General features: G+C 39.1%; 26 protein-coding genes and 2 CRISPR repeat arrays. Of the genes, 4 read left to right on the top strand and 22 right to left on the bottom strand.

Translation table 11 applies throughout. The features are described from left to right. Window positions 1-28: 28 nt before the first annotated feature. Together MKY46_RS09980 and MKY46_RS09975 are read right to left on the bottom strand one after the other, a co-directional pair. Window positions 29-667: an O-methyltransferase gene (locus MKY46_RS09980; RefSeq protein WP_036128923.1), complete on the bottom strand. Its 639-nt coding sequence runs from the start codon at window positions 665-667 to the stop codon at window positions 29-31. Further along, window positions 651-986 carry a hypothetical protein gene (locus tag MKY46_RS09975; RefSeq protein ID WP_340834080.1) on the bottom strand — a complete coding sequence of 112 codons (336 nt, stop codon included), beginning with the start codon at window positions 984-986 and terminating at the stop codon, window positions 651-653. Before MKY46_RS09975 ends, MKY46_RS09980 begins: the two co-directional genes overlap by 17 nt. Before the next feature lie 144 nt (window positions 987-1,130). Between MKY46_RS09975 and MKY46_RS09970 the strand changes: the two genes are divergently transcribed. Next, complete coding sequence (locus MKY46_RS09970) at window positions 1,131-1,331, top strand: hypothetical protein (protein ID WP_036128927.1); 201 nt, start codon at window positions 1,131-1,133, stop codon at window positions 1,329-1,331. Window positions 1,332-1,514: 183 nt separating this feature from the next. On the opposite strand, the gene MKY46_RS09965 is transcribed toward MKY46_RS09970, so the two are convergent. The 4 genes from MKY46_RS09965 to MKY46_RS09950 form a co-directional block, all read right to left on the bottom strand. Further along, on the bottom strand, window positions 1,515-1,670 hold the full coding sequence (locus MKY46_RS09965; protein WP_170829804.1) for a hypothetical protein: 156 nt from the start codon (window positions 1,668-1,670) through the stop codon (window positions 1,515-1,517). A gap of 140 nt (window positions 1,671-1,810) precedes the next feature. Continuing rightward, window positions 1,811-1,993 (bottom strand): hypothetical protein, encoded by a 183-nt coding sequence (locus tag MKY46_RS09960; RefSeq protein ID WP_036128929.1) that lies wholly within the window; start codon window positions 1,991-1,993, stop codon window positions 1,811-1,813. Window positions 1,994-2,008: 15 nt separating this feature from the next. Next, window positions 2,009-2,629, bottom strand: a complete 621-nt coding sequence (locus MKY46_RS09955) for an NAD(P)-dependent oxidoreductase (protein WP_036128931.1) — start codon at window positions 2,627-2,629, stop codon at window positions 2,009-2,011. Between the two features lie 87 nt (window positions 2,630-2,716). After that, on the bottom strand, window positions 2,717-3,103 hold the full coding sequence (locus tag MKY46_RS09950) for a hypothetical protein (RefSeq protein WP_036128933.1): 387 nt from the start codon (window positions 3,101-3,103) through the stop codon (window positions 2,717-2,719). Between the two features lie 237 nt (window positions 3,104-3,340). On the opposite strand from MKY46_RS09950, the gene MKY46_RS09945 reads away from it, so the two are divergent. Next, on the top strand, window positions 3,341-3,865 hold the full coding sequence (locus tag MKY46_RS09945; RefSeq protein ID WP_036128935.1) for a hypothetical protein: 525 nt from the start codon (window positions 3,341-3,343) through the stop codon (window positions 3,863-3,865). A 116-nt stretch (window positions 3,866-3,981) separates the two neighbouring features. Here MKY46_RS09945 and MKY46_RS09940 read toward each other — a convergent pair whose 3' ends face one another. Beyond that, window positions 3,982-4,281: a hypothetical protein gene (locus tag MKY46_RS09940; RefSeq protein ID WP_036128937.1), complete on the bottom strand. Its 300-nt coding sequence runs from the start codon at window positions 4,279-4,281 to the stop codon at window positions 3,982-3,984. Between the two features lie 161 nt (window positions 4,282-4,442). Continuing rightward, window positions 4,443-4,646 (bottom strand): hypothetical protein, encoded by a 204-nt coding sequence (locus tag MKY46_RS09935; RefSeq protein ID WP_170829805.1) that lies wholly within the window; start codon window positions 4,644-4,646, stop codon window positions 4,443-4,445. Window positions 4,647-4,718: 72 nt separating this feature from the next. Between MKY46_RS09935 and MKY46_RS09930 the strand changes: the two genes are divergently transcribed. After that, entirely contained in the window at window positions 4,719-5,027 is a 309-nt protein-coding gene (locus MKY46_RS09930) for a transposase (protein WP_101966601.1), read from the top strand. On the opposite strand, the gene MKY46_RS09925 is transcribed toward MKY46_RS09930, so the two are convergent. Genes MKY46_RS09925 through MKY46_RS09915 form a run of 3 tightly spaced genes read right to left on the bottom strand, consistent with a single transcriptional unit; the run spans window position 5,021 to window position 6,892 of the window. Continuing rightward, window positions 5,021-5,704, bottom strand: coding sequence for a DUF1963 domain-containing protein (locus MKY46_RS09925; protein WP_101966600.1), 684 nt, complete (start codon window positions 5,702-5,704; stop codon window positions 5,021-5,023). The two genes, MKY46_RS09930 and MKY46_RS09925, sit on opposite strands and share 7 nt — an antisense overlap. Continuing rightward, on the bottom strand, window positions 5,694-6,269 hold the full coding sequence (locus MKY46_RS09920) for a DNA-3-methyladenine glycosylase I (RefSeq protein WP_036128944.1): 576 nt from the start codon (window positions 6,267-6,269) through the stop codon (window positions 5,694-5,696). The genes MKY46_RS09925 and MKY46_RS09920 overlap by 11 nt, the downstream gene beginning before the upstream one ends. A 26-nt stretch (window positions 6,270-6,295) precedes the next feature. After that, window positions 6,296-6,892, bottom strand: coding sequence for a class I SAM-dependent methyltransferase (locus MKY46_RS09915; RefSeq protein WP_340834077.1), 597 nt, complete (start codon window positions 6,890-6,892; stop codon window positions 6,296-6,298). Window positions 6,893-7,014: 122 nt separating this feature from the next. Between MKY46_RS09915 and aac(6') the strand changes: the two genes are divergently transcribed. Next, window positions 7,015-7,449: an aminoglycoside 6'-N-acetyltransferase gene (aac(6'), locus tag MKY46_RS09910; RefSeq protein WP_340834075.1), complete on the top strand. Its 435-nt coding sequence runs from the start codon at window positions 7,015-7,017 to the stop codon at window positions 7,447-7,449. A 62-nt stretch (window positions 7,450-7,511) separates the two neighbouring features. Here the strand turns inward: aac(6') and MKY46_RS09905 are convergent, their stop codons facing one another. The 11 genes from MKY46_RS09905 to MKY46_RS09855 all read right to left on the bottom strand — a co-directional run bounded on the left by MKY46_RS09905 (window position 7,512) and on the right by MKY46_RS09855 (window position 24,004). Beyond that, window positions 7,512-7,703: a hypothetical protein gene (locus tag MKY46_RS09905; RefSeq protein ID WP_036128950.1), complete on the bottom strand. Its 192-nt coding sequence runs from the start codon at window positions 7,701-7,703 to the stop codon at window positions 7,512-7,514. Window positions 7,704-8,160: 457 nt separating this feature from the next. Further along, window positions 8,161-9,690 (bottom strand): right-handed parallel beta-helix repeat-containing protein, encoded by a 1,530-nt coding sequence (locus MKY46_RS09900; protein WP_340810971.1) that lies wholly within the window; start codon window positions 9,688-9,690, stop codon window positions 8,161-8,163. A gap of 330 nt (window positions 9,691-10,020) precedes the next feature. After that, window positions 10,021-11,527: direct repeats of the CRISPR family, unit length 33 nt; unit sequence ATTTCAATCCACACTCTCCATACAGAGAGTGAC. A 170-nt stretch (window positions 11,528-11,697) separates the two neighbouring features. After that, entirely contained in the window at window positions 11,698-11,988 is a 291-nt protein-coding gene (gene cas2, locus MKY46_RS09895; RefSeq protein WP_340808870.1) for a CRISPR-associated endonuclease Cas2, read from the bottom strand. 9 nt (window positions 11,989-11,997) lie between these two features. Continuing rightward, a complete protein-coding gene (gene cas1c / locus MKY46_RS09890; protein ID WP_340834073.1) occupies window positions 11,998-13,029 on the bottom strand; it encodes a type I-C CRISPR-associated endonuclease Cas1c in 1,032 nt (343 codons plus the stop codon). After that, on the bottom strand, window positions 13,029-13,679 hold the full coding sequence (gene cas4 / locus MKY46_RS09885) for a CRISPR-associated protein Cas4 (protein ID WP_340835657.1): 651 nt from the start codon (window positions 13,677-13,679) through the stop codon (window positions 13,029-13,031). The genes cas1c and cas4 overlap by 1 nt, the downstream gene beginning before the upstream one ends. Continuing rightward, a complete protein-coding gene (cas7c, locus tag MKY46_RS09880; protein WP_340834072.1) occupies window positions 13,669-14,505 on the bottom strand; it encodes a type I-C CRISPR-associated protein Cas7/Csd2 in 837 nt (278 codons plus the stop codon). The genes cas4 and cas7c overlap by 11 nt, the downstream gene beginning before the upstream one ends. Before the next feature lie 3 nt (window positions 14,506-14,508). After that, entirely contained in the window at window positions 14,509-16,431 is a 1,923-nt protein-coding gene (cas8c, locus tag MKY46_RS09875) for a type I-C CRISPR-associated protein Cas8c/Csd1 (RefSeq protein WP_340808867.1), read from the bottom strand. Continuing rightward, on the bottom strand, window positions 16,428-17,144 hold the full coding sequence (gene cas5c, locus MKY46_RS09870) for a type I-C CRISPR-associated protein Cas5c (RefSeq protein ID WP_340809802.1): 717 nt from the start codon (window positions 17,142-17,144) through the stop codon (window positions 16,428-16,430). Before cas5c ends, cas8c begins: the two co-directional genes overlap by 4 nt. Before the next feature lie 347 nt (window positions 17,145-17,491). Continuing rightward, window positions 17,492-19,930, bottom strand: a complete 2,439-nt coding sequence (cas3, locus tag MKY46_RS09865; RefSeq protein ID WP_340834071.1) for a CRISPR-associated helicase Cas3' — start codon at window positions 19,928-19,930, stop codon at window positions 17,492-17,494. Between the two features lie 146 nt (window positions 19,931-20,076). After that, window positions 20,077-21,048: a CRISPR direct-repeat array (repeat unit 33 nt; unit sequence ATTTCAATCCACACTCTCTATACAGAGAGTGAC). 245 nt (window positions 21,049-21,293) lie between these two features. Then, window positions 21,294-22,250, bottom strand: coding sequence for a hypothetical protein (locus MKY46_RS09860; protein ID WP_340834070.1), 957 nt, complete (start codon window positions 22,248-22,250; stop codon window positions 21,294-21,296). Between the two features lie 71 nt (window positions 22,251-22,321). After that, window positions 22,322-24,004 carry a methyl-accepting chemotaxis protein gene (locus MKY46_RS09855; protein WP_340834068.1) on the bottom strand — a complete coding sequence of 561 codons (1,683 nt, stop codon included), beginning with the start codon at window positions 24,002-24,004 and terminating at the stop codon, window positions 22,322-22,324. Window positions 24,005-24,104 lie beyond the last annotated feature (100 nt).

The following is a 24,104-nucleotide window of genomic DNA, read 5'->3' as shown; positions in this document are numbered from 1 at the left end:
TTTTACCATTAATAGTCAGTTCGTTATACTATTTTTTAACCTTGGAAACGGTTATACCATCCCCAATTGGGAGCAGGATGGACTCAAGCTGTGGATGATTAGCGATCGTCACGTTGAATTTTTTCATGATGGCTGTATAACGCTTTGGTGTAGCCTCAGGGTCTACTACACTGCCCCCTGCAAGGACATTGTCTGTCACAATTAATGCACCAGGGTTTGCCAGCTTGATGCACGCCGTTACATAATTTTCATAATTATCCTTATCGGCATCAATAAAGAACAAATCAAAACGTCGTCCATCTGCTACTAGCTTTTCCAGACTGTTTAATGCAGGGCCCGTCAAATAGGTAACCTGCTTCTCAAAGCCTGCCTTGGCAAGATTTTTAGCAGCAAGCTGTGCATAGCTTTCATCTAACTCTAATGAAGTCAATGAGCCCTCTGCATCCAATCCTCTTGCCAAACAGATGCCACTATACCCACCGAGCGCACCAATTTCTAATAAAGCCTTAGCCCCTGTAATCGATACAAGCATCGTCAGCAGTTTCCCTGAAGATGGTGACACGGAAATGGCAGGCATGCCTTTTTCTGCAATCGAGGAAATAACATTCTCTAACAGCGTATCCTGCTGATAAAATACCGTATCAATATAGTTATTCATTTGTTTCATGCACATTTTCCTCCTGTCGACTGTCAGCTGCTTCCGTTGTTTCACCTTCCTGAATGTCAAATAACTGGCTAAATTCTTGGATGACCATGTCAATCGCTTTTAATTCCCCTATCAAAATTTGCTGAATCGATTGAAACTCAGGCTGCTCTAATTGCTGTTTAATCGTTGCTCGCTTAACATGTAGCATTTCTAAAAATGAAATGGCCTTGCCTCGTCGGAATGTTTTCGCTCCTCGCTGTGCTGCACCATCCATGCCTCTATGACGTCCTCCACGGTGATGTCCTTCTCGCATATGTTCTCTAAATCCAGAACCTCTCATTATAAAAACCCTCCTTTCGTATACAAATGTATACATTTATTTAAACCGATTGTATACATTTGTATACAAAATGTCAATTAACATATTGCTTTGCTAGTCAGACATATGCTAGAAAATAGGCAGGTGGAAATGGAGGTCAGTTGATTGAAAAGGATTATAAAATATGTTTTGGGAATCGGTACTTTATTGATACTGTCAGGCATATTTTTGATTGGGGCACAATCTCACTATAATCAGCAGGAAATTAAAATTGCTAGTAAGCTATGTCTTGAAAATGGAGGACAGCCAAAAATCGTACGAGATTATTTGGCATTGAATTATTCCTTTTCATGTCGAAAGGACTGAGGTTGTACATAATGCAGGCAGTGGTATGCTAGAAATTCTAATCTATTTCTCGGGCAAATGGCTAGCGAACAAAATTACTTTTTCATATGTATAGTAGTGTAAAGCAAATCTAGCCTTTCCAAAGCTCTCCTGTTTTGAGGTCACTTTCCCCTGAAGGTGGCCTTTTTGCCATTAAAAAAGACGTCATGTAGACGCCTTTAATGTTTGATCGATATCCTCAATCAACCTATCGACTTGTTCCTTTGTGATCTTGATGACATATAATTCTGTCGTTTCGATTCCATCATGGCCTGTTAGGTGTTGAGGATATTGACAGTTATTTGATATTTCTTTGTCCATACAATCACCTCTTCAATGATATATTCGACATAAAGTATAGCAAACCTTCTATAAAAAGGAAAATATCAGTATATTTTTTCACTCATTTTGAATATTGGATTGACTGCTGGTATGAAAAGAAGTTAAAGCAATAAGTTCATTTAGACTATTTGCTTACCAAATTTCGCAATTTTTTTGAGATAGAATGTACCCATAAAAACTAGAATACTGCCATAGATTTTCAGCATCACATTTCTAACAGACGCCTCTTCAATCGTTGTACTGAGGAATGTAAGTCCCACGACAATGATAACCATACCAATGATGGCATGAATAATTTTCATCTCTCATTCCCCTTTTTAATACGCAATACCTACCCGTGTCTTCAAAAATTCCTCGCTAAAGATTTGTTGATAGGCAAAGTCTGCAGTATCTGCTACTGAAATTTGAGTGCCACCCTCTGGCAAGAAATCACGTTCGATTCGGTAGTTCCCTGTCCAAGCTCCTTTAGGTAGATAAGTAGGACAGACAATCGTCCAGTCCCTATCAGACTGCTGTAATTGTTCGAATACATGTTGGTGCTCCTGTGCGGCAAACGTGGATTTTTGTTTAGATTCAGTCGATTGATAGCGGAGAATCGTCGGTGTAACACGACTTTGTAAAATCCCTGCTGTTCCGATTGTAATGATTCTTTTCACCTGTTGTTGTGTCATCGCCTCAAGTATCAACGGTAAACTCGCCGATAATGTATCGCGACCATCTGTATTTAATGCACTGACCACCACGTCCACATTAACCATTGCCTGCTCAACATCCTGCCTATTTAAAACATTTCCTTGAATAACACGCAGCTGTTGATGATTTTGCTGTATTTTATCAGGATCACGGACCAATATAGTGACCTCGTGCTGATCCTTTAATGCCAGCTCAACTAGATGGCTACCTACACGTCCACTCGCCCCTAATACTAAGATTTTCATTGATCTCACCTCTTTTCTTATTATAGCATGCTTTAATTTCCCTTTATATGTAAAAGGAGACACTATCCCATGTGCCTCCCTCTCAGCTCATTTAGCCTCTATTAGCTGGACATTAACCATAAATAGAGGGATATTGTTTTTTCTGGCTAGCTCGTCGATGATGGATTGAATCTCACTTTCTGTACTTACATCAATTTCTTCACCATTGTGTAATTGAATCGTGATGACCTGATGTTCTGGCGAGTCTATTAAATAGCCAACCGTACTATCAGGGGCGTAGCCTACCTCTCGTATCGCCTGCAACACCTTTTTCGTAAAATCTGTAGTCTGTAATTTTTGGCCAAGCTCCTCTGCATAGGGAGTTGGACTATTCGTACTGGTCGCTGTGGTTAAAGGCTGCCTTTGTACAATTAGCAATGAGATCACTACTATTAAGCACATGAAAAGAAAGAAGATTTGCAGTATTCTCTTCATACATTCACTCCATTTCTTCATGAAATTAACAGGCGGAAGTCTAGCAATCTTTTCTCCTGAAAACTGTTAGGGTTATCACAATTATCTATGGCTATCTCTCTCTTGATTTTTCAAAAAATAATTTTAAGCTGTCGCAGGGGGCAATTACCAAGAAGTATCGTTCATCATTTCATAGATTATAAGTGTAAAGGTTAGCGCTACCATTACTAAAAAACTAACAAAAAGGGAGATTAAAAGATGCAAGATAGTAGATTTAGCCATTATATGAATTGGAATAAGAAAAAAGAAAAGTGCTGTGAACAGTATGTAAAATGTAATTGTCATTTACAGAAGAAATGTGAGCACAAAGTAGAAGAATGCAAGTGCAAGCATAAATATGACCAATATAAATGGGAACATAAACAGGATGGATGCAAGTGTTGGCAAAAAAATGAGCCATGTCAGCGGGAACAAAAGCATAAGCACTGCCATTGCAAAAAAGAGGAAAAATACTGTGATGAAGAAGATTATTACTACGAGGCGGAGCATGCTAAAGATCACCACTGTAAAGGCTGTATTTGTCATCAATTAAAATGCCTGTCTACTGGGGCTTTCGTAGATGTTATTTTAGCAGGTGGCGGTAGCTTCGCGGGTATTTATTTTATCAGCTTAGATCCTAAAACTTGCTGTGCAACATTCTTTGAGGTAGCCGGTGCAGCCGCGTCACCACTCATCATCGATTGCCAACAAATTATCGCCATTAGAAGTGCCAATCTAGCGTAAATGTTTGAACGCCCTGTTGGATACCAATTCATATACTATAAATCCTACCACTACTAGCAAATTTGATCTTCTGCCAGGTTATTTGACTCAAACCTGGCAGAATACATTTTTTTCTATTATGCATTCACAATCACTTTGACAATGGGCTCTAGTTTTCCTCTATTGACATCGCCAAGATAATCAACATCTACTACAACAGCTCGTGGCTCAAAACGTTGAATACATTCTATGAGGCGAGTTGTGTTCAGCTTCTTTATACGTTGGAAGGGTTTACGAGTTTCACACTTGATCGCATATTCTCGAAGCGGACAAGGGATCGTAAACGTTGATAAAATAAATGCTACATTTTGTAAAATACCTTCCACTCCCGTAGCATTTCCATTAACATTACTTAAAGCCGTTACTTGATGTGTCATACTATCAACCTTTCTTCTACGTTCATACAGTTTAATTGGCCTTGGAAAAAGAGCACTTTGTTATTTATGCGGGCAAATCAAAAATTATGAACATTTGTTTTTATGTACCCTCAGTTATTTTTATTCAAACAACCTCTTCGTTGATAGTTTGACAGACAAGCTTAGCGCGTAATGGCATAGTATACAACATACAACCAGCTAAAACAGCCATGGATGATTGCCCAAATAATCGAATGATGGACACTCCATGAAATCGTTATCGCTAAAACTGAACCAAAGCCAATGCCATTTTTTACGACCGTTTTATGCTCCACTCTTTTCACCTTCTTTGTTCTTTTCACCTCTCCATCTTGCCAGCGCAACATGTTTTCCTCCTATCGTCAATGATGTTTATGCATAAGCGAACAAGGGCATCCTGAAAGAAAGGATGTGATGTTATGACCATTTTCATTTTGGCTACCACCATTGTGATCCCGAGTCTTATGGTTTATCTACAGCTCAAATGGGCGATCTTTCGCCTGCTGTTCAACATAGTAGGAATCATCGCTGCCATACTTTTCAGCACGATTGCTGCTACTTCTATAACGCACATTATTCTTGAGGATGCGGTTTTTATGACAACGATTCATGCGGTTTTCTTAAACCCTCTTTTTCTATTGACAGGAGCGTATCTCGGTCTATACTTGATTAACCGAATCATCGATTGGACCGTTCGTGAAAAAGGCAAGCCCTCTTCCCTTCAGTAGAAATCGCAATAGACGCGCCAAGTCTGCGTTGTTGGATTGTAGAAAAAATAAAAATTGCCATGATCCACAATGTTCAATCGTGCCTTCGCATCCGAGGCAATTTGGAGGACAAATGGTGTATCCTCTCCAAAATCATAGCCACTCTGACAGAAGCTTGGGTAGCCACCGATTTTATGAAGCGGATAAAGGTCTTCTACGATATCCTCAAAATATTCTAGCTCCTCTTCATGCTCCAAGGTCAAAATATCTTCTTCTATTTGAAGCGGTATACCTCCCCCATCCCATACTGGATAGTCATTCGTAATAAGCTTTGGTTGGAGAGGAAATGCACGAATGCCATCATGCTGCCATTCACGCTTTACTAAACCTTCCAATGTCGTGTATGTTCTAATATGAAAATAAGGACTAAGATCATCCTCCGTTAGATGATCCAAAAGACGTTCATCAACAAACAGTGTGACTAATTGAAAAGGCTTTAGCGCTACTGGTACATAGGGTAGATCTTTTAAAAAGAAGGTAGCAAGCGGCTGATAGCCAGAGGGTGGTTGTTCCTCTGGTAAAGACCAGCCGACATAGCCAATCCAGCTTTCCAATAAATCATGTGTCGGTCGAATACCACCTGTTTGAAAAATCGTGGCCTGCTTTGCTAGTTGCGCACGAATATATTCAATTGTCATGCGCTAGCTCCTTCTGGCGACAGCAGCAATCCGTTGTATGATCATTCACCATGCCAACTGCCTGCATAAAGGAATAGCAAATCGTGCTACCGATAAATTTAAAGCCGTCCTTCTTTAATTGCTTGCTCATACGATCACTAATTTCTGTCGTCACAGGTACATCTTTTATAGATGCCCATTCATTCATCAATGGCTGGTGATCAACAAATCCCCAAATATAGTCAGAGAATGAACCGTATTTTTCCTTGATTTGTAGATAGGCTTTAGCATTTGTCACCACACTAGCAATTTTTAATTTATTGCGCACGATTCGTGTGTCTTGCTGTAATGCCTGTAGCTTGTCCTCTGTATAATGTATAATTTTTTCCACATCGAATTGATCAAATGCCTCACGGTAGCCTTCACGCTTTTGTAAAATCGTCCACCAGCTTAGCCCTGCCTGTGCTCCCTCTAGACAAAGCATTTCAAATAAATGCTGATCATCATAGACTGGCACTCCCCACTCCTTGTCATGGTATGCCACATACAAAGGCTCATCTAACTTGACCCAATCACATCTTTTCATTTTATTCCCTCCATTTTATGTATCTCTTACTTAATGGCTGTCATACAGAGCCACCCTTTACTCGATTTTTCCGTAACATAGACTGTTTGAAAACCTGTACGTTCTAATAATTGCTTCATAGCAGCTGGTGTTTGATAAGCTTCCATATGGTAATTCATTTTATATAGCTCTGCTATAATAATAAATTTTCCTCCGTTTTTCAGCACCCGCCATACTTCCTTGACATCCTGTTCTAATGATGGCCAAAAATAATGTGTTTGAAAGGCTGTAATGGCATCAAAAAATTGATCCTCGTATGGGATGCTTGTCACACTCGCCTCTTTAACCACTACTTTGCCACTGGCGACATGTGCTTCATTCAGCTTGATGGATTCCTTCACTGCCTGCTCAGAAATATCTATACCATAGATTATACCATTTGGATTCAAATTGGATAGAATTTGAAGCGTTTTTCCGCCCCCGCATCCAATGTCTAACACACGATCCCCATCATTGATGGCGCCTTGCCGAATGAGCCATGCATACATACCTCGATGGGCAATATTCATCATCCGTAGCATCCATGAGCCAATCCAGCCATTAGGTTTTTTCGCTTGTTCAATTAACGTTTGTAAGAGTGACATTCAGTAGATTCCCCCTTTTTCAGTACTGGTGTTAAAATAGAAAATGTAACATTAGTGGAAGCTCTTACTAGTTTGTACGTGCTAAAAATCGTTTCGTTTCATTTTTTTCCAGGGGGGATTGTATGATCAAGCAAGCAACACAACCGGACGCTCTAGCAACAGCCACATTAGCCTTACTGCTTTGGCCCAATCATTCACTAGAGGCATTTGCCGAACAGATGGCTCAGCTCTTAAAGGAAGACAACGCCGCTATTTTTCTAGCCTATGACCAGGCTAAAGCCATTGGATTTGCTCAATGCCGATTGCGAACGGATTATGTAGAAGGTACTAACTCTAGCCCTGTAGGTTATTTAGAAGGTCTTTTCGTCATGGCAGATTATCGACAGCAAGGCTATGCAAGACAGCTTGTAGCGCACTGTGAGCAATGGGCAAAGAACAAAGGCTGTCAAGCGTTTGCTAGTGACTGTGAATGGCACAATGAAGAAAGTTTACGCGTCCATCTACAACTCGGTTTTACAGAAGCCAATCGCATTATCTGCTTCACAAAAAAATTATAAAAATGGCTGACAAAAAAATCACAGGTGCTTTGTGTAGCTCACCTGTGATTTTTCGATACTTTTTAGTTTAGATATGTATTGTTGGAAATATTTCGTTCGCGCTCATCTATGATTAAATGGATCATTAATGCGAGTTGTTGTTCGATTCGCATATTGTTTAAATGTAAGATATCAGCAATCACATTCTTTTGCTTTTCTGCTAACTCAATCCCCTCTAGCAGCAACATAATTTCTTCTTTTGTCAGCCCAAACATACACATATCACCCCAATATCTCTGTCATTTTATTATTGTAAAATCATTACACACATTTCTCAAATAACGTATAATTATCTTATCACATGAACCATTTTTACTAATTATAGGATAAAACATCGTAAATAATCAATCTCTTATCGATTATTACTTAATAATTTTTTTACATTTCATTTATACTTTATTATTTTCATCATAACTTTTACAAGGAATTGTATAGCTTTTCCATTAAAATATTCAAAATATTACAGAAATCGCAGGATGACATCTATTCTATTATAAAAATAATCATGCATTTTGTCGAATTATCGTGTTCTTTTGCACAAACTCAAGGTTTTTCAACTGTGCAAACATATTCCTTTACCCACTTTTCACATGAATAAAACCTATTTTCTCCATTCCATAAAAAAAGTAATTTCAAAATTGAAACTACTTATCTTATTTGTATAATCGGCTTTTATATTATTTTTTTAATATCATGTTTCGTGATTTCTATCTTATGGTCTTTCATCACCTGCATACCCTCAATTGAGGAAACCTTGGACGCTGCATCCTTTTGCCATGTCCCTGTATGAACTTGCCCTTGCACAAATAATTGACTATTTTCCTGGACCACAGCCGGAGCCTTTACTGCATGAATATCCGTATGACGCATCTCCATTAATGATTTATTGGACAATGCTAAAAATGGTCGAGCTGCCTCATCCACCGTACAATGTTCAATACGTCCCATTGATTGATCTGACCAAATCATGGCATAAGGACTTTCTTGACCGTCTTTAAAATAGCTATGGGCTACTTCAAAAATGGCATCAATACAAGTAATGCCATTTCCTTGCATTTGTTCAAAGGTACAATACTGTGTAAACAAACGGGCATTGTTTATATAGATGTGATGGCTTTGCAGCTCTCGAATCATTGTATGTTGCATCATAATCTTGGCATGATCATTGCCATAAATACCACCCGATTGTCCGAATTGAATGGTAGATTGACGAAGCTGAAGTCCACTGGCATCCACAATGATATGGAATTGCTGATGATTTTGAATTTGACATTCCGTCAACGAAACATCTGCTTCGTCGACAATCGCTACACCCACAGCCATGCCATTTCGAATGTGGCATTTACGAAATTCTACCTGGCTATTTTCAATCAGAATCTGTGCCTTCACATGTCGATAAAATTGGCAATCATATAACTTCGCTTCCGTTTTTTCACCAAGGTAAAGACCGTGACCTTGCCCATCTGAAAAGATTGAATCAGCGATCATTAGCTCACTGCGGTGGACAACCATATTCGTATCGAGATGCTCTTTTATTTCACAGCCATCCATCCGCAAAGTTGTGCCATCAAATAGCTGAATTCCTACCCCTTGCCCCTGATGAACCAGACAATTCGTCATAGCCATTTCACTCGCTGCTGCAATAATTTGTGCCTTGGCATGCCCATGAATCTCACAGTCCTCCAGCACCAGCTTCACATGACGAATGGCAAAAATACCATGCTTTTTCCCCTCCAGCAGCAGACAATTCGTCAACGTCAGCTCACAATTTTGGGCAATGATTTGGGCCTTCACATGATGCTCAAATGTCGTGTCAACGAGGATCACACTTGAACCATTTGCCACCCGCAGCCCAAAATGATTTAGCGATGTCGCCAGTACAGCACAATTTTTCATCAGCAAACTACCATAGCTCACCATCATCTGTGTCCGAATCAATTGCTCCTCAATAATACAGTTTTCTAACTGTAAATCCCCTTTGATATATAGCCCTTGACCTTGCCGAAACCGTAAATTCCGCATATCCACATGAGTTTGATAGCGAATAAAAACGCCACCCTTGATGGTCACATTCCCAACCCCATACAACGTCAGCCGCTTGGAAATATCCAAGCTCTCCTCATAAATCCCATCCCGAATCTCAATCATATCACCAGGCATTGCCTCTTCAATTGCCTGCCCGATACTTTGATACCGATGCATAATACTCCTCTTCACCACAAGTACAGCCATTTGCACACTCCTTAGCCTAAAAAATGATCGTACCCTATTTATATACCGAACATGCTTAGGGTTATTCAATTTTGTGCAAAATTGCTGCAATATGCATGCATTCACATGAAAGGTTTGACATTTTAATGAATGTGTACGGTTTTGGGGAATAAAAAATGAACAGCGATTGTAGGTCAACTGACCCCACCTGTTGCTGTTCACCTTTTTTATTTATCTGTGATGGTTATTTAGTTTTAAAGAATAGCACACTCTTTATGCAGTAAGTGACGGATTCACTCAGGCAGTTACGAGGGGCAGGAGATTTCAATCGACACTCTCCTTACAGAGAGTGACGCTTTTTGGGCACAGCCAAGTGATGGAGTAATTCATTTCAATCCACACTCTCCATACAGAGAGTGACCTCTTTTTCAAAATGCTAGAGTGACAGCCCGTCCATTTCAATCCACACTCTCCATACAGAGAGTGACATGAGCGCAGTTGAGGGTGAGTCGACCACTCATAAATTTCAATCCACACTCTCCATACAGAGAGTGACTTCATACAGAGATAATAAAATGAAATCGGAAGTTATTTCAATCCACACTCTCCATACAGAGAGTGACGTTTAGCGTTCAGAGTTGTACCGAAACTTGTAAATTTCAATCCACACTCTCCATACAGAGAGTGACAGTCACGTCCAATCTCAGCGTCAGAGATAATAGATTTCAATCCACACTCTCCATACAGAGAGTGACTCTACAAAATCTTTAAATAAATACGCTGTTTTCTCATTTCAATCCACACTCTCCATACAGAGAGTGACCGTCAACCATGCTATCATAGTAACTGTTATATTTGCGATTTCAATCCACACTCTCCATACAGAGAGTGACCGTGGTACATTGTCGGTTTACCGTATGGTATAGGATTTCAATCCACACTCTCCATACAGAGAGTGACCATTCTGTCATTTCTAGTGTTGGTGCTATTGACATTTCAATCCACACTCTCCATACAGAGAGTGACCTTCTATTCTTAATTGTAGGTATCATCTTCTTTATATTTCAATCCACACTCTCCATACAGAGAGTGACCACAGCAGATTTAGTTACAGGTGCGGTTAATCCTATATTTCAATCCACACTCTCCATACAGAGAGTGACAAATGACTTTCCTGAACCTGTTTTACCTGGTATATTTCAATCCACACTCTCCATACAGAGAGTGACGACAAAGGATTGACAGAAATAGAGTCCATGAAAATTTCAATCCACACTCTCCATACAGAGAGTGACCGAAATGGTTGGTGCGGGTGCGGAGGGATTACTAGATTTCAATCCACACTCTCCATACAGAGAGTGACACCACCAGAAAAAGGGCGTTCGATTCATTATACAATTTCAATCCACACTCTCCATACAGAGAGTGACACTTGGGCGAAAGACTTTGGACGCCGTTTTGTAATTTCAATCCACACTCTCCATACAGAGAGTGACTTTACGCTATAGTAGGCACTCTCATTCCCTGTTAATTTCAATCCACACTCTCCATACAGAGAGTGACAGAATACAACGCATTCAAAGCTGAGCAAGATTCATTTCAATCCACACTCTCCATACAGAGAGTGACGAGCATTTTGACTATACAGATGCTGACGAAACAATTTCAATCCACACTCTCCATACAGAGAGTGACGTTACAGGATTATCAGAGCGGGTAATCCGTGTAATTTCAATCCACACTCTCCATACAGAGAGTGACAACTTATGAGCCTGTATCAGCTTATATAGGAGGCATTTCAATCCACACTCTCCATACAGAGAGTGACAGCGAAATTTCATTAAAAAATATTACTTTTAATATAATTTCACTAAATTATTTAAATATGATCTTTCTTTCTACTCATCAAGATAGTAATTTTGATTAAACTCTTAACAAAAATAGGTGCGGGTCTTCTAGGAATTTTATGTTTGCTTTGCATCCGCACCGACATGATATTTATAAAATTATGGTGTCCTCCACATTAAACGTTTCTTTGGCACCAATGTGCTTGACTTTCGATTTGTAGTTGTTGCCAAGCTGGTAAAAGCGTAGGCTATCCATATCTACATCAATAATTGCCTGAAGTTCAAGTTGAAGTTGCTTAAATTGTGTTGCATCGACTACACATTCAAAAACGGAATTTTGAACACGTAGGCCATAATTTTCACAAGTTTTTGCTACTTTGCGTAATCGCTTTTGACCAGCAGCCGTTTTCGTGACTACATCATATGTGACTAATACTAGCATGATCAAACCTCACTTCCATAAAAAGGGTGGGTATTCTTCTAAATCACCTCGTAAATATCGTGCAAGTAGTATAGCTTGCGCATGTGGTACAAGACCCCAATTTATTTTTTCATTTAAGTAGGGATGTGTTAAGCTTTCTTGCTTTCGTTCTTGCCAAGCTTTGATGAATTTTTTGCGACCCTCATCTGTTAGCAAGACAGCACCATTTTCTTTTTGTACAAAATCAATCGGCTGCATAATTTTCTTATTAATAAGTTTTAACACAAAGCGATCAGCCATAACACCACGTAGTTCCTCCATCGTATCAAGTGCAAGTGAAGCACGCCCTGGGCGATCACGATGTAAATACCCTACGTATGCATCTAATCCTACCATTTCTAATGCAGACGTTACATCTGAAGCAAGTAATGTATAAGCTAGGGATAATAAAGCATTGACATGGTCTGTTGGAGGGCGTCGGTTACGATTTTTAAAGACAAACGTCTCTTTTTGTTGTAGTATCATTTGATTAAAAATCTTAAAGTAAGCTGTTGCTGCCTGCCCTTCCAATCCTCGTAATCTCTCTAAATCCTCTGCCTGTAACACTTCTTTCATTGTGGTGGTTAAATCACGAGAAACCTGTTTAAAAACAGGAACATCTAATCGCAGCGGATAATCACGAGCCATACGCTCTATTATCCATTTCTGGTTAGAAATTTTAGCAAAAATAAAATTTCGAGCAATTTTGGCGCTTTCTATTTCACTTTCTGACAACCGATATTGTGTTTTCCGAAGGATTACATTTCCTTTGCTTTCTCCAACAATCCGTGCTAAAAATTTTCCAGACCGCGATAAAAAAGTTAAATTAATATTCCGTTCTGCACACGCATGCATTAATTTCGGACTTGCTCCTGCATATCCAAATGTACAGATGGCTTCAAAATTGTGTAAAGGAAATCTCCCTAATTGCTGTTCTTCCTGTGTAATGACCACATTTTCTCCTTTTAAAGATAGATAAATATCAGGGGTTGTAATAAATAGCGTATTTAATAATTTCCGCATTATAAATACCTCTCCATATAACGACGAACAGTTGTTGATGTCATTAACTCTGGTAGACATAAATTTTGTAGCGAGCAACTCACACAATGTTTACCAGTTTTAACTTTTGGTGTATGCTTCCGCTCGAAATAGCGATGCATCTCTTTAAACATAGACCTCACATCTTCCTTCAGCTCATTCGTAATTTCTACTTTTACACGACGCTTTATTTCATCGTAAAATAAATAGGCAAAGGGAATCTCACAAACTAACATTTCCTCTAGACAAATAACTTGTGCCACCAGTTGGACAATATCTTCCTGTCCTTTCTTTTGTTTGCCACGTTTATATTCAATAGGTATAGGCAAATAACAGCCTTCCTCACCCTGGATAGGTACACCATTTGGATGTTCAAGAAATTCCACCACATCACATATGCCATTTGTTTTTAAAGAATGCGAGCGAATAGGCATCGCTCGCACAATTAATTTATTTCCACGTTTTTCACGCAAAAAGGGTTGATCTGCTTTTTCATGTACATGCTGACCCTCAATTGTCAAAACATTTTCAGCCCACTGTTGTTCAATGTGTATCAGCGCCCATTGTCTAGGACAAAATTGAAAATGTTGAATCCCTGACAGCATTAAATAGTCAGCATCATCATTTTCCATCCAACTCATAAACTTCTAACCCTTCTAAAGGTTCTACAGAAATTGTTAAATCACTTAATGACTGTCCTTCTACGTGTAATGAGCGATGAACTTTGGCAGATGAGTATTGGCCAAGCTTAGAATTATGCTCCCACCAAATCACCTTATGTACTTCCAATGAGCCCTCTGGTCGGGCAGAAGAGGCATCATTTTCAAATAATGAAATCAGTGCTTCTTTTAATTTTTCAGCATCTGCATTCGAAAAGCCTGTTTTTTCTGCTAATTGTGTATTGATGCTGCCAAAAAATTTGTAAATGCCAAAGTCTACACGGTGCTTCATTCCCATTGTATCAGAGCCTTTTTTATCACCCGTCACTGAGTTAACACTTTTCGTAATCTGAATACTTGTAATATCAATTGGTGCAAGGCTCAATGCTGTATGGATAGAGACTGGTCCACGTACGCCAACTGATAGCGAATCCCCTTTAAAAGCAAAGACTTGTCCAAATGCCCTTACATCAAACCATGTCTGACTTGCAATCGTAGCATACATATCGGCATTTCCCTTTTTATCTGCTTTAATTTTTTTCAACTCGGGAATGGCATCTGCCCGATCATTTAAACTTTTAAAACCATCGTTATTACGATCATCGGATTGGACAAATATAACCTCTCCCATATCTTGAAGCCGATTGCGCAATTTCCTCTTTATACATACATCTGATACTTCACCGTAGCCATCATAATTTTGACGTGGTCGATTCCCGTTTAGTGGATCTCCGTTAGGGTTAGCATTTTGTACTGAAAAGACTACTGCAAAATCAATTTTATGATCTAATGTTGTCATGGATTATTCCTCCTCATTCTTCTCTTTTTTCGAATACAATGCCTGTCGTTGACTGTAGTAACCAAGTAAATATTTCCCAGTAAGTGGTATATCAGTGAAGTCTTGAATCCCCATTTGAGCACCAATTTCATCTATAAGCTTAGTATAATAAATGCCTTTTTCTCTTAGTTTCATTTGGTAAGGTTGTAGGTTGCGCTGAATTGTAGCCCACGTTCTAGCAGGATGGCGAGAGAATGCATTCATATAACGTAAAGCATTTGTTGGCCGATTTTCTTCCTTACCTAATGCATTACGCTCTAACACATCTGCAACTGCAAGTAAGCGACCAAATAAATAATCACGATCCGAATTTTTCGTATCAAGTGCCACTGTGTAAACCTCCTTTTCTTTGTCATCGTAATGTTTTTTCACAACAGAACAGGCGACACCAAGTGCTTGCTCCCACTCCCATGATTGATCATAAAACTGTGGATTTGAAGCTCGTACTATAGCACTTCGCACAATATCCATCGGAATTTTCCGCCCATCCAGCACGCATGGCAACATCCGTTCCATAACCCCTTTAACGACTTTATCACTTGGTCTTGGTCCATAAGCAGCATGTGCAATCGTATAAAAAGAAGGCGCTCCGAAGTATCGTACCCACTCACCATTCTTTTTCCTTGTATGTTGCCAACTACAATCCTCGTGCCATTTTAATAGCCTAGTAAAATAGTCTTTGATATCTAAATCTCGATAATAAAGTACTGCTAGACGTCCCGGTGTTGCTGCATCCAGCGTTAAAATATAGACTTTTTCATCCTCGTATTCTTGAAAATTCATGTTCTTTTTTATACCGCTAATGATTTGACTATGCTGGTCTGCCAGTATTTTTTTAGAATCTTCACTTTGGATAAGCATTGTATCACGTTGCTCTAATAAAGAATTTAGCCCTCGAAAAACGTCATTAGATAAATCATTTGAGACATCAGGTATATCTGGATTTTTTGATCCCCAAACAAGGAAGATACGACCATCTACTTGCTTACCCTGTCGTTCAATCAACCATTTCAAGGCATTATGTGCTTTTTGTGAAACATCATAGCTAATATTAGCAGCCTCAAAGCTATCCTTAAATCGTCCACGATAAGTAAAACCCGTGCTATCATTTGCTGAAATTAACTTTGCTTTATCGCCTGAATTTCTCAATTTATTAGGGTGGCGAACAGTAAAAGGCTTGTATTCACCTGTCACATAGCATAGGTCATTATCCTGTAATTTCGTTTGATAAAAATGACTGTATGCATCGTAGATTTCCTTATTTCTCCAAACTGGATCTATGACTTTCTCTGGTACATGTACATTGAAACGAACAAAGGCACTTTCTTGAGCCCCTGCTAACATTTGAAATATCAATGGTTTATCTCCATCTTGCTTTGTATCCCATTTCGAACGCAATAACCCCGACTCTGTAACATGTAGTATTGAGCGTTCCACAAGATCTTGAATAAGTGTCCCTTTTTTTACATATTCATAAATGGCTTGTACATGCGGATGACTATAAGCGGATGTACACCATTCACCAAGCTGCTCTAAATAGAACAAATGGGCATCACGCTTATCCTCTTCTTGAGTGTAAGTGACATAATCACCTGCAACATACATCAACTTATCTTGCAACATATGCGACACATAGTTTTTCCCCGAACGACTACCAGAACTCTCCGTAAACGGTAAGATTGTATTTATTTTTTCAATGACCTGAGCATCGTATAATGTCCCATCTAAGGTAATCACCATTTCAATATGTGCCGTTTGCGTTGTATGAGAAATCGGCAGTAATGTATATTCAATTTCTTTCTTATCTTTCGCTTCTTTTGTAAAAACCTCTCCCGCTTGTGCTTCATGTTCCTCATATGTTTTATACAAAGCACGTAAATAACTCATTCATTCACCTCTAGTTCCGCGTATTCTTCACCCACCGCTGTCATTGTTTCACCTAATTTAAATGATTTTGCTTGCATTTCTTTGATTGGACGAACAAGTGAACACTTTTCTGGGCGAATAAAAGTAATATACCCTTTTATCATTCGAGGCTGCCAAAGTCTTGTTTCTAGCAAATTGCGTCCCGTTTCATCAGGATAATTTAAACCATGCACCATCGTACCGAAATGTACTTCATCATAGTCATCATAATACCCTTCTCCAGTTCCGTATTCACATGGCTCGACATAGGCCTGACATTCCCTTGTGCCTAGAAAAACATCACGACGCCCCCCTCTTTCGACACAACGCTTAGCAATGTTATGATGTTTAAATTCATTGAAATCCTGTTGTAAATCTGAACGATTAGTATTGAACTCAAAATGCGCCCTTACTTGATAACGTACGTCACGCAAATAGCTATAATTCGCCAATGTATTACCACCTGCCATATCAATAGGGCGTATACCCTTTGATTCCATACGTATCGCATTCATGACACGGATCTCATCGATATACCAAATAATGGACGGTTTCCAGTATACGGATTCAACGATCCCCTTTAGCGTTTGGTAGCTAGGAATTTGTGTCGTCATTTTCTCACCACCAAGCTTCATGAGTGGATCTGTAAATAATGCATAAGCACCATACACCTCAAATTCAATTTGATTGCGTATTTTTGTCATGTTCTCACCTCCTTAAATAATATTGTGAAAAATTACCTTATAGATTTTAAGGGAGATCAACTATAGGGGGAAATAGTTGATCTCTCACCCAAAACCTTAGATAATTTCAAATTATCTAACTATATTATCTCTACATAACCAATTATTGTCAATAAATTTTTTGTGAGTTACATTATATAACTTTAAATAAATATATTATATGAAAAAAATCAATTTAAATCGAATATGCTATTATTATAATGTCACTTCAGCAGGGAGTGTGGATTGAAAAATATATTATATGATTTATGTTTGAATGCAGCTCACTACTTGAAAAGCAATGAGCTGCTTTTCACTTTCTACACAATAAAATCCGTTAGCTGTGCTTCTCCCTGCGTACTAATGCCATACTGTTCATCATAAGCTGCATCTTTTGCTGCATAAATCGTCAATGAACCAAAATGAACAACAATCAACTGATTATTTTGCTTTAGAGCTTCAAACTCATGCTTAAAAACATTCACACTGTACTGCTGGGCTTTCTTCAAAAATAGTGGATAATCTGGAATTGGCTCACCACTCGTAAGCTGGGTTATAAGTTCTTCCCCCTCTCCATATGGTACAAGTATCCCTTGTGTCTTTGCGTCAATCACCTCAAAGTGTGAGAAAGCGGTTCTAAAGCTCGTTAGTATTGCTAATGGATTTTGTCTACCTTGTTCCTTCAGATAATTTTTATTCCAGTCCGTATCTACACGAAATAAAAGCTCATAAATAGAGGTTTGTAATGCTGGAATTGGATAATTTAACTTAGATTCAAACACTTGATAGAAGTTATTAAAATAATGTATCATGGACGCAGTCGACAATAGATTTCCCCCAAATAATGTAGGATCATGTTGTAAGTCCTTCATGATGTAGTTGGCACATTCACCACCCTTTTTAATAGTAGGTAGTTTACTTAAAGATTCTTCTGCATGATTAATCACATAGACATCTCGTAACGCCACTTCACCATGACGATTGCATCGTCCAGCAGCTTGCGCAATGGAATCCAACCCTGACAATGAGCGAATCACACAATCAAAGCTGATATCAACGCCTGCTTCAATCAATTGCGTACTAATACATATGATTTTGTCCTTTTTTCGTAGCTTCTCTCGCATCTCCTTTATTTTTTGCTTTCGATGTGCAGGACACATACCTGTGCTCAAATGTACGACTTCAATATCATCATAAATAAAATGTTCAAATAAATCTTTTACCGCTTTTTTTGTGTTTAATATGACTAATACATTGTTATTTTCGGTCAGTTTTACTTTAAGAAAATCGTACAATTCATCGGTACACCAGCCTTCATTTTTTAACAAAGGCTTTATGGTTGTCCGTTGAAAAGCTTCTACAATGGAAGGTAAATTGTCCATCAGTTCTCCATCTATCTTTATATTATGACGTACATATTGGAGTGCTGGCTGGGTAGCTGTACAAAGTAACGATGTCGTTTGACATGTGTTTTTTAGAAAATTTAAGGCCTCATTAAATAAAGACACACAATGTATAGGCACAGCCTGTACCTCATCAAATATTAATATACTGTTCGCTAAGCTATGTAATCTTCTGGCACTACGTGATTTTCCACTATAAAAGGTCTCTAAAAATTGCACCATTGTCGTAAAAACAATTGGTATATCCCAATCGTCCTTAGCAGCATCTAGTCTTCTTGTAGCCTGATATTCCCTGAAAGTCAAACCTTCAAGATGTTCGGATTCTTCAATAACATTACTATGATGCTCCAAAACATAATCTTCTGCATGTAATACATCACGCACTTCTTGAGCATTTTGTTCAATGATTGTAGTAAAAGGCACGATATAGATAATGCGTTCTTTTTGTTGAAGCTGTGCATGTCTTAATGCAAAACGTAGACTAGCTAATGTTTTTCCACCACCTGTAGGCATGGAAAGTGTATAAATACCTGTAGGAAGAGCTGCCTTTTCTAAACAAGTCTCTGACATATGTTCACGTAAACGGGTAATCTCATTTGGTAAAGCTTGGCGTTGTTTTTCAACCAGTTCATTATTTAAATGTTGTTCAAATGTTGACCAAGGAACAGAAGAATCGTCATTAGAACACTCTTCCTGTTTTTCAAAATCTCGTGAGTTTCGACGATCTGCATCAATTAATGCACTAAATATATACATTGTGAGATAACTTGTTAACTTTTGCATAATACCAGCAGCTTCACTTGTAGTTTTCACATTTTTCAGTCTATTATTGAGATAAGTTTGCAATTCATCAACCGCTTTTTGAACATACATCTGCATATAATCAAGGTCATACATATGATGTAAAAAGTCTTGCTTCACTTGTGAAAATGAAATATCCTTTTCAGTCGTCCATCTTTTTACAAATGGCGATTGCCCCTCACTGTCTACCATATCGAGTAATTGCCCATGATGTGTAAAAATGGCATTTGCTACACATTCCGTTAAAATCCGTTCTATCGGCCCACCTTGATGAAAATGCTCCAGTAAAAATTTCCCTCCTGCTGTAGAATGATCCACACTCCCCCGTTTTGGAGGATTATCGGGATTAGAGAAAGCTTCGCGAATATATTCCTGAAACGCTCTGCTAAACTTTCCCATATCATGTAACATTCCTGCAAGGCCAGTGACATGTGAAAGACCAATTTTCTGTCCAATTCTTTCTGCCAAAACTTGAACCTCTTTTAAATGATCCACCAACCGTTGCTCTGCACCATCACTTGATCGAATATGAGCAATAATATCTAAAGTAGTCATCTAATCCGCCTTTCTCTCGTATGTGAAATTGTAATATTTGAACAATTATACCAAACTTTCGACCAGATGTCTAAGTGCCTACAAAATATGGTTAACTCTTTTTCTACATACATAAGAAATGTTGTTGTTTAAAAAAACACCATTTAATTTCAATTCATAGTCTTTATACAGAGAGTGACGAGTTACTGTTAGAAACAGATTTATCGATAAAACATTTCAATCCACACTCTCTATACAGAGAGTGACCGTAGAGCACGATTCATCTGGTCAGTAGTTGCTATTTCAATCCACACTCTCTATACAGAGAGTGACCCCCATTTCAATACCGCCCTCCACAATCTCAAGAGATTTCAATCCACACTCTCTATACAGAGAGTGACCATTTAGCCTCACTAACACCCTCTTATCACAAAAATTTCAATCCACACTCTCTATACAGAGAGTGACATAATGTTTGTCAGCAAATGGCTTACATACGTATATTTCAATCCACACTCTCTATACAGAGAGTGACGGGGTTCAGGTACTGAGGATATCTTAGGTGATTTAATTTCAATCCACACTCTCTATACAGAGAGTGACAAAAATATGGGCCGGCCGTGTATTTCATGCTCCATTTCAATCCACACTCTCTATACAGAGAGTGACATGATTTTGCAATTAGTGGATTAGGTGCGAATGTATTTCAATCCACACTCTCTATACAGAGAGTGACATGGACAGGTGAAGGCCTAGTGATTGGGTTAAATATTTCAATCCACACTCTCTATACAGAGAGTGACTGAAAGTTTGAACCGATCTAAGATGGTTGAAACGATTTCAATCCACACTCTCTATACAGAGAGTGACGCCTTTCACAATTTATGTGAAGGGCATTTATTTTGAATTTCAATCCACACTCTCTATACAGAGAGTGACATAACGTATCCGTACATTCCTAAAAACATCACCATTTCAATCCACACTCTCTATACAGAGAGTGACAAACGTCCATGTACCTGTTATGTTACCAACCGGATTTCAATCCACACTCTCTATACAGAGAGTGACTCTATGTACCTTCCTTTGTTGCAATACGAGGAAATATTTCAATCCACACTCTCTATACAGAGAGTGACTGCGAAAATAAGTAAATTCTCAACAAAATATCCTCAATATTAATGTTTATAAATAAAAAATAGGTATTAATAACCAATACAGTTCTGTCCAAGCGGCATTTTCATCAATATTTTTGGTGCGAATCATGCTATGAAATCATGTTAGCTTACTATCCGCACTTTACTTTATTATAGCAATTATTTCCTTTTAAAAAAACCAACAATAACCGAATTTCCTCGATCATTGCTGGTTCTTAAAATTTGCTTTATTTTTTTCGTTTCACAAAAACAATAGCAAAAATGGCTGCTAGAACTACTAGGATGGCAATCATCCATACTGTATTTGAGTTGGATGTAGTGTCATCTGCTGCAGTTGTTTGTTGTTCTTTTGGCGTGGCATTCGATGACTGCACTTCTTTGGCGTCCTCTTTTGCTACTTGTGCAGAGCTAATTTGTACATATTGTAGAGTAGCTTCATTCGAGGCTGATGCTTCGTGTTCATGGCTGTCGCCGTGCCCTTCGGCATGATCCCCGTGACTTTCTTCTTGACCACCGTCATGACCATGATGATGATCTCCTGCTGTTGTGAAAATAGAGCGTTCCAGTTGTTGACCTACCCAGCTTTTGGCATCTGTTGAATCAGCAAAGATGCGCGGGTGTCCTGACAGCATGTATGTTTTACCACCAATGATGATGCCTGTTTCGTCACCTGTTACGACATCTTCAATAGTACCTGTTGGTCCTTCTGCAAAGCCGCCCATTTGAATAAGCGTATGACCACCCATATCAAATGTTAGGTTCTCTGTTAAGAACGCAATGTACTCCTCTTTTGTCATGGTCGCATCTGGATTCGCTAGCTCTAGTTTATGATGAAAAAGGGCAGTATTAATTTCTTTGTACGTAAGGTCCCCCTCTAAGGAAGAAACGTAATCCTCTTTTTGTGCTGCTTGTGCTAGCTCATCTACAGTCGATCCTGCTAGGCCAAAGAAGCCACCTACCCAGCCTGCAAAATCCTTGCGTGATAAGTTGTCTGTTGGGTTTAAGGCCATATCTTTGCCATTGTACCCAAGAAGCCCAATACTGTGTAATACCATAATGTCCTGAATATTGGAGGCTGTTTCAGAGACATCTGTGAATAGTGTACTTTTATCCATCGTATGGGCATAGGCAACTGGTGCCATGAATAAAGTACTCATTAATAATAAAAGTAAATATTTTCTCAAAATGATTCCACCTTCCAATGCAATAGTATACAGCGTAAATGTGTTGGAAGTTTGAAATCAAGCGCAATTTTCTATAGTTTGAAGCGACGAATGAGGCCATTTAATTGTTCGGCCATTTCTGCTAAATGCTCGGCACTATGTTTCATTTCCTCCATAGAGCTTGCAGCCTGCTCAATGGTCGCCGATGTTTCCTGAATACCTGCCGCTGACTGCTCTGAGACAACCGCAATATCATCGACAGATTGGTGAATCGTGACAGTATTGTGAACAACCCCGTGTAAATCGGAGGACATCCCATTAATGCTTGCTGCAATGGCATCGATCGCATCTGCAATACGATAGAATGTTGTATTGGTCGTGGCAATTTGCGCTGTGCCTTTTTCTACTTCCCCATAGCCTTGCTCTAATGAGGAGGTCACTGTCCTCGAATCATCCTGAATGGCTCCTACAATGGCTGTAATATCATCAACGGAGAAGGCCACCTGCTCGGCTAATGCGCGAACCTCGTCGGCTACCACCGCAAAGCCCTTTCCTTGTTCCCCAGCTCGGGCTGCTTCAATCGCTGCGTTCAGTGCTAATAAATTTGTCTGTGCCGCAATATTTTGAATGACCGCTACAAGCTTAGAAATTTCTTGTGTTTGTTTACTGAAACCAGTTACCTGATCCACCGCGTTCTTTACCATCTGCTGAATCGCTTCCATTTGCTTTGTGGAAGAGATCATGGCATCTCTACCTTCTTCTGTTAAAGCTTTGACTTCCTGCGAATATTGTTGAACGTCTTTACTGCCGTCATGAACAGTCGTTACTTTGACAGCAAAGTCGTTTATGGAGGAAGCGACATCTGCTGCATGGTTTGCCTGTCGTTCTGTACCACTGGCGATTTCTGTTACAGTAGTGGCAACTTGTTCTGTACCTGCTTTTACCTCTGTGGTTGACTGCAAAAGCTCCTCACTATGAGCCGCTACCTCATCCGACACTGTTTGAATATGTTTCAAGAGTCGATTTAAAATATCTGCCATTGTGTTGGTCGCTTCCATCAACTGGCCCACTTCATCCTTTGATTGAATAGGTAAAGGGGGCTCGCTTAAATCCCCCTTCGTCATTCGTTGCATACGTTCTGTTAATGTAATAATGGGTCTTGAAATACCACGGGCACTTAGTAGTTCAATCATCACGGCTAGAAGGACAATGAAAATACCTACGACAATCGCAATTAGCTGTTTATTTTCACCAGCAGCAATCATGTCCGTGCCTACCTCATTAATGGCTTGCTTTCGTTGCGCCGCTAACCCTTCATAGCCCTCACGAATCGCGGTTGCCGTGTCATCCATTTTCGTTAAATTTTGGATAGCAAGCTCGGTTTGACCCTTGTCATATACTGCAAATACTTGTTGTTCAATATAACGATTCCATTCCTTTGCCATTTGCGCATATTTCCCGAATTCACCTGAGGTTGTGAGTGCTGATCGTTTTTCCTCGTTGTCGGCTGCCTTCGCCACATTATCTTGGAAAATCTCTTTATATTTTTCATTACCAGACAGTACATAGCCTCTAACTGCCGCTATTCTTAAATCGATTGTTTGTGCTTGCTCAAAATCTGCAATTAATAATTGTAATTCTTGCTGAACAATTTGTTCTGTCGCATTGTTGCTTTGTGTGATGGCATAATAGTTGTACGCAATGTAGCCTATCATGATGGCGATGACAATACTAAAGGAAAAAACAATGCGTCGACTGATTGTTTTGAACTTCATCTGCAAAAACTCCTTATTTTCCATATCTATTCCATAAATAGTAATCTACCATTTAACAAGAAGGATTGGTGGCTTTAGGAATTTTTACTAGATTTCCAGA

It is taken from the genome of Lysinibacillus sp. FSL M8-0355 (genome assembly GCF_038008985.1).
Taxonomy (GTDB): Bacteria; Bacillota; Bacilli; order Bacillales_A; family Planococcaceae; genus Lysinibacillus; species Lysinibacillus fusiformis_D.
The sequence above is the reverse complement of the archived record's forward strand: the minus strand, read 5'-3'. Positions and strand labels throughout refer to the sequence as shown.

Bases quoted from the DNA above. Each gene is read 5' to 3' on its own strand.
- MKY46_RS09980 (WP_036128923.1), bottom strand. From the start codon at position 667: ATGAAACAAATGAATAACTATATTGATACGGTATTTTATCAGCAGGAT.
- MKY46_RS09975 (WP_340834080.1), bottom strand. From the start codon at position 986: ATGAGAGGTTCTGGATTTAGAGAACATATGCGAGAAGGACATCACCGT.
- MKY46_RS09965 (WP_170829804.1), bottom strand. From the start codon at position 1,670: ATGGACAAAGAAATATCAAATAACTGTCAATATCCTCAACACCTAACA.
- MKY46_RS09960 (WP_036128929.1), bottom strand. From the start codon at position 1,993: ATGAAAATTATTCATGCCATCATTGGTATGGTTATCATTGTCGTGGGA.
- MKY46_RS09955 (WP_036128931.1), bottom strand. From the start codon at position 2,629: ATGAAAATCTTAGTATTAGGGGCGAGTGGACGTGTAGGTAGCCATCTA.
- MKY46_RS09950 (WP_036128933.1), bottom strand. From the start codon at position 3,103: ATGAAGAGAATACTGCAAATCTTCTTTCTTTTCATGTGCTTAATAGTA.
- MKY46_RS09945 (WP_036128935.1), top strand. From the start codon at position 3,341: ATGCAAGATAGTAGATTTAGCCATTATATGAATTGGAATAAGAAAAAA.
- MKY46_RS09940 (WP_036128937.1), bottom strand. From the start codon at position 4,281: ATGACACATCAAGTAACGGCTTTAAGTAATGTTAATGGAAATGCTACG.
- MKY46_RS09935 (WP_170829805.1), bottom strand. From the start codon at position 4,646: ATGTTGCGCTGGCAAGATGGAGAGGTGAAAAGAACAAAGAAGGTGAAA.
- MKY46_RS09930 (WP_101966601.1), top strand. From the start codon at position 4,719: ATGACCATTTTCATTTTGGCTACCACCATTGTGATCCCGAGTCTTATG.
- MKY46_RS09925 (WP_101966600.1), bottom strand. From the start codon at position 5,704: ATGACAATTGAATATATTCGTGCGCAACTAGCAAAGCAGGCCACGATT.
- MKY46_RS09920 (WP_036128944.1), bottom strand. From the start codon at position 6,269: ATGAAAAGATGTGATTGGGTCAAGTTAGATGAGCCTTTGTATGTGGCA.
- MKY46_RS09915 (WP_340834077.1), bottom strand. From the start codon at position 6,892: ATGTCACTCTTACAAACGTTAATTGAACAAGCGAAAAAACCTAATGGC.
- MKY46_RS09905 (WP_036128950.1), bottom strand. From the start codon at position 7,703: ATGTTTGGGCTGACAAAAGAAGAAATTATGTTGCTGCTAGAGGGGATT.
- MKY46_RS09900 (WP_340810971.1), bottom strand. From the start codon at position 9,690: ATGCATCGGTATCAAAGTATCGGGCAGGCAATTGAAGAGGCAATGCCT.
- cas2 (WP_340808870.1), bottom strand. From the start codon at position 11,988: ATGCTAGTATTAGTCACATATGATGTAGTCACGAAAACGGCTGCTGGT.
- cas1c (WP_340834073.1), bottom strand. From the start codon at position 13,029: ATGCGGAAATTATTAAATACGCTATTTATTACAACCCCTGATATTTAT.
- cas4 (WP_340835657.1), bottom strand. From the start codon at position 13,679: ATGGAAAATGATGATGCTGACTATTTAATGCTGTCAGGGATTCAACAT.
- cas7c (WP_340834072.1), bottom strand. From the start codon at position 14,505: ATGACAACATTAGATCATAAAATTGATTTTGCAGTAGTCTTTTCAGTA.
- cas8c (WP_340808867.1), bottom strand. From the start codon at position 16,431: ATGAGTTATTTACGTGCTTTGTATAAAACATATGAGGAACATGAAGCA.
- cas3 (WP_340834071.1), bottom strand. From the start codon at position 19,930: ATGACTACTTTAGATATTATTGCTCATATTCGATCAAGTGATGGTGCA.
- MKY46_RS09855 (WP_340834068.1), bottom strand. From the start codon at position 24,004: ATGAAGTTCAAAACAATCAGTCGACGCATTGTTTTTTCCTTTAGTATT.